Annotated in this window: 8 protein-coding genes, 1 pseudogene and 1 other annotated feature; all 9 genes and pseudogenes read left to right on the top strand. The window is 30.5% G+C overall.

All coding sequences use genetic code 11. From position 1 onward, the window contains the following. Nucleotides 1–125 precede the first annotated feature (125 nt). On the top strand, nucleotides 126–1,214 hold the full coding sequence (locus E6248_RS10230; RefSeq protein WP_316340706.1) for a BMP family ABC transporter substrate-binding protein: 1,089 nt from the start codon (nucleotides 126–128) through the stop codon (nucleotides 1,212–1,214). 136 nt (nucleotides 1,215–1,350) lie between these two features. Beyond that, nucleotides 1,351–2,871, top strand: coding sequence for an ABC transporter ATP-binding protein (locus E6248_RS10225; protein WP_316340705.1), 1,521 nt, complete (start codon nucleotides 1,351–1,353; stop codon nucleotides 2,869–2,871). Next, a complete protein-coding gene (locus E6248_RS10220; RefSeq protein ID WP_316340704.1) occupies nucleotides 2,871–3,959 on the top strand; it encodes an ABC transporter permease in 1,089 nt (362 codons plus the stop codon). The genes E6248_RS10225 and E6248_RS10220 overlap by 1 nt, the downstream gene beginning before the upstream one ends. Next, the gene (locus E6248_RS10215; protein WP_316340703.1) at nucleotides 3,959–4,903 is read left to right on the top strand and encodes an ABC transporter permease; all 945 of its coding nucleotides are present in this window, start codon (nucleotides 3,959–3,961) and stop codon (nucleotides 4,901–4,903) included. The genes E6248_RS10220 and E6248_RS10215 overlap by 1 nt, the downstream gene beginning before the upstream one ends. Nucleotides 4,904–5,186: 283 nt before the next feature. Beyond that, nucleotides 5,187–6,488, top strand: coding sequence for a homoserine dehydrogenase (locus E6248_RS10210; protein ID WP_316340702.1), 1,302 nt, complete (start codon nucleotides 5,187–5,189; stop codon nucleotides 6,486–6,488). Nucleotides 6,489–6,674: 186 nt separating this feature from the next. Then, complete coding sequence (locus E6248_RS10205) at nucleotides 6,675–6,986, top strand: rhodanese-like domain-containing protein (protein WP_243109703.1); 312 nt, start codon at nucleotides 6,675–6,677, stop codon at nucleotides 6,984–6,986. 114 nt (nucleotides 6,987–7,100) lie between these two features. Beyond that, nucleotides 7,101–7,239: a sequence feature (ribosomal protein L20 leader region), on the top strand. A gap of 27 nt (nucleotides 7,240–7,266) precedes the next feature. Further along, nucleotides 7,267–7,779: a translation initiation factor IF-3 gene (gene infC, locus E6248_RS10200; RefSeq protein WP_316340707.1), complete on the top strand. Its 513-nt coding sequence runs from the start codon at nucleotides 7,267–7,269 to the stop codon at nucleotides 7,777–7,779. A 22-nt stretch (nucleotides 7,780–7,801) separates the two neighbouring features. Then, on the top strand, nucleotides 7,802–7,999 hold the full coding sequence (gene rpmI, locus E6248_RS10195; protein WP_008679235.1) for a 50S ribosomal protein L35: 198 nt from the start codon (nucleotides 7,802–7,804) through the stop codon (nucleotides 7,997–7,999). A gap of 12 nt (nucleotides 8,000–8,011) precedes the next feature. Beyond that, nucleotides 8,012–8,103 (top strand): annotated as a pseudogene (locus tag E6248_RS10190) (50S ribosomal protein L20); the annotation flags it as partial.

The raw sequence follows: 8,103 nt of genomic DNA, 5'->3' as shown, positions 1-8,103 counted from the left end.
ATGATACCATTAATCAATAAAGAAAATCATTTTTATTTGTTGAAATAGCGAATTATATATTGTATAATCTTTTTGAAAGTTCGAAAGATAAAATGAGTATACACAAAAGATTAGGAGGATTTTTTATGAAGAAAAAGAGAATAGCTTTAGCTTTATCAGCATTAATGCTTACAGGCTTAGTTGGTTGCGGAAATAGTTCAACTAGTGGAACTGATAAATTAAAGGTTGGTATGGTAACTGACTCTGGTACTATTGATGATAAGTCATTTAACCAAGGCACATGGGAAGGTATTTCAAAAGCTAAAGATGAATTAAATGTAGATGCTAACTATTTAAAGCCAGTAGGAACTACAGAAGCTGACTATATGAAGGAAATAGGAAACCTTTACGATACAGATTACAAGTTTATTGTAACTCCAGGGTTTAAGTTTGAAACTGCTATTTTCCAAGCGCAAGATAAATACTCAGATGCAAAGTTTATAATTATTGATGGTTCTCCTAACAATGGTAAAACAGGTAATGAAAGAGTAGAAAAATTAGGTGAAAATACTGTTTCAGTATATTTTGCTGAAGAAGAAGCTGGATTCTTAGCAGGTGTTGCAGCATCTGTTGAGTTAAAAACTGGTGATTTAGGATTTATAGGTGGTATGGAAATTCCATCAGTTCAAAAATTTAACTGGGGATTCCAACAAGGTGTTAAGTATGCTAATGAAAACTTAGGAACTAACATGAGTTTAAAAGCTGAAAATATAGTTTACCAAGGTACTTTTGATGATGTTGCAGCTGGTCAACAACTTGCAGCAACAATGTATGATAATGGAGTAAGAGCGATATTCACAGCTGCAGGTGGAGTTGGAGTTGGTTCTATTAATGAAGCAAAGACTAGAGCAGCAGCAGGAAAAGAAGCTTGGATAATTGGTGTTGACTCTGATCAATATGCTGATGGTCTTATGGAAAATGGTAAGTCAATTATACTTACTTCATCTATTAAGAAGATTGATAATGCAACTTATGATATAATAAAAGATGAATTAAATGGAAATTTCCCAGGTGGAAAGACTTTAACTTTCAATGCTAAAAATGATGGAATTGGTCTTCCTAAGGAAAACCCAAATTTAAGTGCTGAAACTATATCTAAAGTTGATGAAGTTTATAATAAAATAAAGAATGATGAAATTAAAGTAAGTGCTGAACAAGGTGATTTAATTAAATAGTCATTCTCAGTATAGATACACTAAAGAAAAAGGCGGAAGTACCGTCTTTTTCTTCTATCAAGAATGGACTAGTTTAATTTTACATAAAAAGATAATATATCCATAAATTTAAAATAATAATATAGGGAGGATGCTCATGAGTTATGTAGTAGAAATGCTCAACATTCGTAAAGAGTTTCCAGGGATTGTAGCTAACGATAATGTTACATTGCAACTCAAAAAGGGGGAAATCCATGCACTCTTAGGAGAAAATGGAGCTGGGAAATCTACATTAATGGGAATGTTATTTGGAATGTATCAGCCAGAGGCTGGTGTAATTAAGATTAAAGGAAAGGAAGTTAAAATTTCTAGTCCAAATGTAGCAAATGATCTAGGAATAGGAATGGTTCACCAACACTTTAAGCTTGTAGAAAACTTTACTGTAACAGAAAATATAATACTTGGTCTAGAACCTAAAAAGTTTTTAACTGTAGATATAAAATCTGCAGCTAAGAAAATTGAAGAACTATCTAAATCTTATGGATTAAACGTAGATCCTTATTCAAAAATTGAAGATATTTCAGTTGGAATGCAACAACGTGTTGAAATATTAAAAATGCTATATAGAAATGCTGATGTATTAATATTTGACGAGCCTACAGCAGTTTTAACTCCTCAAGAAATAGAGGACTTAATAAAAATAATGAAAAACCTTATAAAAGAAGGTAAGTCAATTATAATAATTACTCATAAATTAAAAGAAATAAAAGCAGCAGCAGATAGATGTAGTGTTATAAGAAGAGGAAAGTACATCGGTACAGTTGATGTTAAAGAAACATCAGAAGCTGAAATGGCTAAGATGATGGTCGGAAGACAAGTCTCCTTTAAAGTTGAAAAGAAGGAAGCAAAACTTGGAGAAGAAGTATTGAAAATTGAAAATCTTTCTGTAAAAAACAATAAAAAAGTATTAGGACTAAAAGACTTCACATTAAATGTTAGAAGAGGAGAAATCGTTGGTATAGCTGGTGTTGAAGGGAATGGTCAAACAGAACTAGTTGAAGCTTTAACTGGTATGAGATCTATAGAAAGTGGAAATATCATTTATAATGGAAATGATATAACTAAATTATCTATTAGAAAGAGAATAGATGAAGGAATAGCACATATTCCAGAAGATAGACATAAAAGAGGACTTATTTTAGATTATAATATGGAAGATAATATGGTGTTAAAGGTATATAAAAATAAACCTTTCGCCAAAAATGGACTTATAAATAGAAAAGAAGTGGAAAAATATTCAAACAATATTATTGAAACTTTTGATGTAAGATCAGGTGAAGGTGGTAAATCTATAGCTAGATCTTTATCAGGTGGTAACCAACAAAAAGGAATAATAGGGCGTGAAATTCAATCTAACCCTGATTTATTAATTGCTGTTCAACCAACAAGAGGACTTGATGTAGGTTCTATTGAATATATTCATAAAAGATTAGTAGAACAAAGAGATAATGGTAAAGCAGTACTTTTAGTTTCACTTGAATTAGATGAAGTTTTAAATGTTTCAGATAGAATAGCTGTTGTAAATAATGGTGAATTAGTTGGAATAGTAAATGCAAATGAAACAGATGAAAATGAAGTTGGATTAATGATGGCAGGAATAAAGAGAGGTGAAAGCTAATGGGAAAAAATCAAGGCTTAAAATCTATAATGGCCATACTACTTGGCTTATTAGCAGGTGCACTACTAATGATAATTATGGGCTTTAACCCTGTTGAAGGATATAAGTATTTATTCCAAGGTGGATTAAAGAACCCAGAAAGAATAGGTAATACTATTGCAACGGCTACACCTTTAATGCTTACTGGACTTTCAGTTGCATTTGCCTTTAAAACAGGATTATTTAATATTGGAACTCCAGGTCAAATGTTATTTGGAGGATTTTGTTCAATTGCTGTTGGATTAACTTTAGATCTTCCTAAACTTATATTAGTACCATTAGTAGTACTTGCTGGGGTACTAGGTGGAGCTATATGGGCTACAGTTCCGGGAGTATTAAAAGCTAAATTTAATGTTAATGAAGTTGTTTCCTCAATTATGATGAACTGGATAGCTTACTGGATAGTTTATTATGGAGTACCTAAGTACTTTAAAGGAGAATTCTTAGAAACAGAATCAAGAATGTTATCTGATAATGCTACTTTAAAAGCTGAATGGTTATCTAATTTATTTAAAGGATCATATATAAACTTAGGTATTTTCTTAGCAATTATTGCGGTAATAATTATATGGTTTATTTTAAATAAAACAGTACTTGGATATGAATTGAAAGCTGGTGGATATAATAGATTTGGTGCAGAATATGCAGGTATGCCAGTTAATAGAAATATAGTGTTTTCTATGATGATTGCAGGTGCTTTAGCAGGTCTTGCTGGTGCGATTCAATATACAGGTAACTCAAATATAATGCAAATTGGAGTTATGCCAAGCCAAGGGTTTGATGGTATTGCAGTTGCTTTACTTGGTGCAAATAATCCAATTGGAGTAGTATTCTCATCATTATTCTTCGGAGTATTATACGTAGGAAAAGGCTTTATGAATGCTGCTGTTAAGGTACCACCTGAATTAGCAGATACTATAATGGCTACAATTATTTACTTTGCTGCAACAAGCATGATAATGGATAAGATAATTAGAAGATTTAAAAAGAAAAAAGACGATAAGTCAGGTAAGAATACGGATTCTTCTGAAAGGGTGGTGGAAAAATAATGTGGAGTATAGTTGAACAAATTTTTCCATATGCAATTGCCTACACAGTACCTTTATTAATAACTGCTTTAGGAGCATTATATTGTGAAAGAAGTGGTATTATAAACATAGGGCTTGATGGACTTATGATAATAGGTTCCTTTGCAGGTGCCTTAACAGTTTCTAAGCTTCAAGCAAATGGAGTAGCAGGAGCTTTATGGATTGGACTTTTAGTAGCTGTATTAGTAGGGGTGTTATTCTCACTATTACATGCTTTTGCAAGTATAAACTTAAATGCAGATCAAGTAATAAGTGGTACAGCAATTAATATGATAGCTGGAGCTTTAACTGTATTTTTAGCAAGAAATATAACAGGTAGTGGTAATATAAGAGTTAATTCCTTTATACCAAAGGATATTCCTTTCTTATCAGAAATACCAGTGATAGGACCATTATTTTTCACTAAAGTGTATGCAACAACTTGGCTTGTTATAGTTATACTTATAGTTAGTATATTTATATTATATAAAACTAGTTTTGGATTAAGATTAAGAGCTTGTGGAGAGCATCCCCAAGCAGCTGCTGCAGCAGGAGTTAGTGTATTTAAGATGAGATACATTGGAGTTATGATATCTGGAGGGATGTCTGCTTTAGGTGGAGCTATAATATTATTAACTTATGCTGGAGAATTTAATGGTAGTGTTGCTGGACTTGGATTCTTAGCTTTAGCAGCATTAATATTTGGACAATGGAGACCGTTAGGTATTTTAGGTGCTGCATTCTTCTTCGGATTTGCATCAACTATAGCTAATGTATCTCAAGCAATTCCATCATTAGCTACAATACCTGGGGTAATACTAAAGGTATTCCCATATGTAGTTACATTAATTGCATTAGTTTTATTCTCTAAATCTTCACAAGCGCCAAAGGCTGCTGGTGAACCATTTGATACTAGTAAAAGATAGATAAGAGCTGCCGAAAGGCAGCTTTTTTCAATTAACAATTGAGGAAGTAATTTTGTTAGAACTTTAAATGGGTTTTGAATTTTTTCTAATGGTATTTTTATAAAATTAATAAGGATAATGAAAAATATTAATTTAGTTAAAAAATAATAAATTGATTAAGAAACTTAATTTTTATTAGAAAAATATAAGATATAATAGCAAATTATTTAATATATTAGTATAATGGGTATATTAGCAATAAGTATTTAAATTAGTGCTAAATATTTAATAAGGGGGAAGCAAAATGAAAAAAGTCAAAATTGCTTTGTTGGGGCTAGGCAATGTAGGACGAGGTGTTTGGATGATATTAAATTCAAACAAAGAAGAAATTATGAAAAGGTCAGGCTATGAAGTAGAAGTAGCCAAGATACTAGTAAGGGATATTAGTAAAGCTAGAGGAGTTGAAGTTCCTTTAGGATTATTGACTACAGATTTCAATGATATTATAAATGATGATGAAATTAAAATTGTAGTAGAGGTAATGGGAGGAATTGAACCTGCTAGGGAATATATGCTTGCTGCTATGGATAAGAAAAAGCATATAGTAACAGCAAATAAAATGCTACTTGCAACTGGCGGAGATGAGCTTTTTGAAAAGGCTGATAAGGAAGGCGTAATGTTTAATTATGAAGCAAGTGTTGCTGGTGGAATTCCAATAATAAATGGTATAAATGAGAGTTTAACAGCTAATAAAGTTGAAAGATTATATGGTATAGTTAATGGTACAACTAATTATATTTTAACTAAGATGGCTTTTGATGGTTTAGATTTTAATGATGCCTTAAAGGAAGCTCAAGAAAAGGGATATGCAGAAGCAGATCCAACTTCAGATATTGAAGGCTTTGATTCTCAATATAAACTTGCAATATTATCATCTTTAGCCTTTGGAACAAAAATAAAGATTGAAGATGTTTATAGAGAAGGGATAACTAAAATAGAATCTGTAGATATACAATATGCTAAAGAGTTTAAGAAGGTTATTAAGCTTCTAGCAATAGTAAAAGATAATGAAGGTAGATTGGAATTAAGAGTTCATCCTACTATGATACCTGAAAATCATCCTTTGGCTAATGTATATGATTCCTTTAATGCAGTATTAATTAAAGGAAATGCAGTAGGAGACTTAATGTTCTATGGTAGAGGAGCAGGTGATTTACCTACTGGTAGTGCAGTTGTTTCTGATGTAGTATCAATTTTAAGAAGTAATATTGAAAATGAAAACTTAAACCCTGTAGTTAAGAATAATTTATGGGTAAAAGAAATTAGTGATATTAGTGAAATAGATAGCAAATACTATATGAGATTAACAGTTGAAGATAGACCGGGAGTTCTTGGAGAGATTTCTTCAGTAGTTGGTGCTAATAATGTTAGCTTAAGATCCGTAATACAAAAAGGGTTAGATATAGGAAATGAAAACAAAGTTACTATAGTACTAGTAACTCATATGACTAAGGAAGGTAATATTAAATCAGCTATACAAGAATTATATAAATTAGATGCTGTTTATAAGATAAATAACTTTATTAGAATGGAAGACTTTAATTAGGAGTGAAACAATTAGGAAATTAAAGAATTAAAAATGGAAAAATTAGAAAATTATTGAAAAACTCAGCTTTGCTGGGTTTTTTTTGTTTAAGAGTATTGATTAATAAATAAAGGATATTTACATTGAAATATTGTATATATACATTTGAAGGAATATAATAAGAGAAAAACTATAGGAGAATAAATTATGATTAAATCAATAAATAGTATGCAAGCTGAAAGGCTTATAAAAGATAAAAAAGACTTAGTAATTTTAGACGTAAGGAGACTTAATGAATATAAGGAGGGAAGATTATTTAATTCAATTAATATTCCAGTTGAAGAGTTAGAATGGGAAGTATCTGAAATAGAAGATTATAAAGAAAAGCCTATTTTAGTTTACTGTAAGGTAGGAGTAAGAAGTAGTGTTGCATGTAACTTTTTAGAAGAGGAAGGTTTTAAAGAATTATATAATCTTAGGGGTGGAATATTAGATTTTTCTGGAGAAATTGAAATTTAAAGTATTTTTAATTAAAATAACATATAAAAGAATTGAATAAATAGGTTTATTATTGTATAAAATATATATTGTAAAATAATTGACACAAATAAAAAATAGTGATAAAATACATTGTATGTAAAGTAGAAACAGCCGTTTCTCACCTTACGGCTATGCTTAGTAGGGTAATTAGTTTTAATAATATCTAGTTTATGTAACTAGGTTTTTATAATGACTAGAGGGCGGCATTAGTCCTCTATTTTTGTTGTGTATTTATTTAAAATTTTGGAGGTGACTTGATATAAGTAAGGATTTTACTTGTAATGAAGCAATAAGAGTTAAAGAAGTTAGAGTAATTGGGGATGATGGTTCACAATTAGGAATACTTCAAACAAAGGAAGCTCAAAAAATGGCATATGAGAAGGAATTAGATTTAGTTATGATTTCTCCTAATGCAAATCCACCAGTATGTAAGATAATGGATTTAGGAAAATATATTTATGAGCAAGCAAAAAAAGAAAAAGAAGCAAAGAAAAAGCAAAAAGTTACTACTTTAAAAGAAATTAGATGTAGTTTAACTATTGAAGAAAATGATATTGCTATAAAAGCAAAAAATGCTAGAAAGTTTTTATTAGACGGTGATAAAGTTAAAATCACTGTTAGATTTAAAGGTAGAGAAGCAACATTAGGACATATTGGACAAAAGATATTACAAAATTTTGTTTCAAAGTTAGAAGATGTTTGTGTAGTAGAAAAACCAGCAAAGCATGAAGGAAGAAACATGACAATGGTTGTAGGTCCTAAAAAAGCATAACTTTAGAGAGGAGATTAAAATCATGCCAAAAATGAAAACTCACAGAGGTGCAGCAAAGAGATTTAAAAAGACTGGAACTGGAAAATTAAAGAGAGCTAAGGCTTTTAAGAGTCATATATTAACTAAGAAAAGTTCAAAGAGAAAGAGAAACTTAAGAAAAACTGCTTACGTTTCAACTACTCAAGAAAAAGCAATGAAGAAATTATTACCATATTTATAGGAGGTTTGAAACATGGCAAGAGTTAAAAGAGCGGTAAATTCACGTAAAAATCATAAAAAAGTATTAAAGCTTGCAAAAGGTTACTACGGTGGAAAGAGCAGATT

Origin of the sequence: Clostridium sp., from assembly GCF_032552055.1 — a bacterium.
Taxonomy (GTDB): Bacteria; Bacillota; Clostridia; order Clostridiales; family Clostridiaceae; genus Clostridium.
This window is presented reverse-complemented; position numbering and strand designations above follow the sequence as displayed.

Coding starts and splice junctions, on each gene's coding strand:
- rpmI (WP_008679235.1), top strand. CDS start 7,802: ATGCCAAAAATGAAAACTCACAGAGGTGCAGCAAAGAGATTTAAAAAG.
- E6248_RS10210 (WP_316340702.1), top strand. CDS start 5,187: ATGAAAAAAGTCAAAATTGCTTTGTTGGGGCTAGGCAATGTAGGACGA.
- E6248_RS10220 (WP_316340704.1), top strand. CDS start 2,871: ATGGGAAAAAATCAAGGCTTAAAATCTATAATGGCCATACTACTTGGC.
- E6248_RS10205 (WP_243109703.1), top strand. CDS start 6,675: ATGATTAAATCAATAAATAGTATGCAAGCTGAAAGGCTTATAAAAGAT.
- E6248_RS10225 (WP_316340705.1), top strand. CDS start 1,351: ATGAGTTATGTAGTAGAAATGCTCAACATTCGTAAAGAGTTTCCAGGG.
- E6248_RS10215 (WP_316340703.1), top strand. CDS start 3,959: ATGTGGAGTATAGTTGAACAAATTTTTCCATATGCAATTGCCTACACA.
- E6248_RS10230 (WP_316340706.1), top strand. CDS start 126: ATGAAGAAAAAGAGAATAGCTTTAGCTTTATCAGCATTAATGCTTACA.